This is a genomic window from Candidatus Nitrosotalea sp. FS, from assembly GCF_011319475.1.
Lineage (GTDB): Archaea > Thermoproteota > Nitrososphaeria > Nitrososphaerales > Nitrosopumilaceae > Nitrosotalea.
Map to the genome: position 1 here is coordinate 20,465 of NZ_RCMC01000251.1, position 1,562 is coordinate 22,026.

The 1,562-nt window shown below is 36.1% G+C and carries 3 protein-coding genes; all 3 read right to left on the bottom strand.

What is annotated here, in order from left to right:
* Positions 1 to 41 precede the first annotated feature (41 nt).
* Positions 42 to 242: a DUF3311 domain-containing protein gene (locus tag DYY66_RS10010; RefSeq protein ID WP_255496424.1), complete on the bottom strand. Its 201-nt coding sequence runs from the start codon at positions 240 to 242 to the stop codon at positions 42 to 44.
* 314 nt (positions 243 to 556) lie between these two features.
* On the bottom strand, positions 557 to 796 hold the full coding sequence (locus tag DYY66_RS10015; protein ID WP_166288847.1) for a hypothetical protein: 240 nt from the start codon (positions 794 to 796) through the stop codon (positions 557 to 559).
* Positions 786 to 1,562, bottom strand: a 777-nt coding sequence (locus DYY66_RS10020; RefSeq protein ID WP_218583716.1) for an ABC transporter permease subunit, incomplete at its 5' end; no start/stop codon positions are given. The genes DYY66_RS10020 and DYY66_RS10015, both read right to left, overlap by 11 nt.

The window sequence follows — 1,562 nt, forward strand, 5'->3', positions numbered from 1 at the left end:
AATAAACAATGAAACAAATACGATAACAATGTCTGGACTGATCATAGTTTCTTCTCCACTAGTTTAGAGTATGCAAGATAAAATCCGGTACATGCAACAAGCCAAATTGTCTGGAACCAATAGAAAAACGGCATCCCAAATAATTCTGGAAGATTCCTGTTGTATATGGGAACGCCTAGGTTTACAAATGATGGTATCAAGACAAGCAAGGCAAGTATGATGTATCTTGTTTTGGAATGCATGGTCATCTTCAAACTAGGTGGTAAAAATATAAGCATTCAGGATTCTTCTAATGCGATAGTCATTGTACTATACCGGGGGTGGGTTTGGTTAAATTAGTTTAATACCCACACATTTTGTCACGGTTTGGACGGTAACTCGATACCCATATTTGGATATATGTGCAAGATATTCCCAGTATGCCTTAAAAAAGACCAAAAATTTGGCTAATTACAATCTCTGAAGATCAATTGAATTTTCTCCTATCAAGTCAAAATTCAATTGTTGAGAATTAATTTTTGGTTTAGCGTGATGGTGGCATCATCCATTGTAAAAATTAAGATGCTTTTTGATTGCGTATCATTACAAAGTAGATCAAAATCGCACCAATTATCACTCCCATAATTATCATTACATACCAAAGATTGCTTTGTGATGCTATTGATCCAGATGTTTGAGCAGTGGTATTGCTGATACTAGAATTGTCTGGAAAAATTATTGGTGCAAATGATTCCTTTTGTGATACACCAATTGTAAAAATAACTATTATTAGTACTACAACTAGCTTATGCTGCATAGATTCCCTCTTCTATTACGTATTTTTTGCGTGCAAGATCCATCAAATTTCTTGTAAATACTATGCTGTAGACTCCAACTACAATTGCAAAAAGTAGAGAGGTCCAAGCTGCTATTCCCATGTTACCGTTTGCTAACCCTTCAGAAATCACTCGCATCATGCCAGTATGTACTTGAAGAGTTTGGTTACCATAGATATGGGGCCAGAATTCGCCTACTGCAAGACCACCCCATGCACTGTTAATCGTACTAGATAGTCCAGTGACAAGATATGGAAATGTTGCAGGAAGTACTATTCTTCTCATTTTAGTGAAGAATCCAATCTTGTAATTTCGTGTCACTTCTAAAAATTCTGTAGGGATTGCTCTTACTCCAACCCAAAATCCAAAAAATACATAGTAAAACGTACCAAGAAAACACAAGAGCATGACATAAAGCTCAGTCTCCACAGATGATAAATTGTGTACAAGAAATGGTGCAGTTATGGCAAAAATCAATGGAAAATAAGCAGGTGCTGGAAAAGCAGAGACTGTTTGTATTATGGGAAGAGATATGGTGCTTACCTTTTTGTGATTTGCAAGATAGTACCCCAATGATACGGCAAAAACAAATGAAACTATTGTAACAACAATTACCCGTATGTAATCAACTCCCATTTGATACAAAAGATTTGGAGTCTGGGAAAGATATACAGCCCACTGGGAGTGAGGTACAGACAATATTACGTGAATTGAAGAGTATCCGATAAAAATAAGAAATATCCAAGC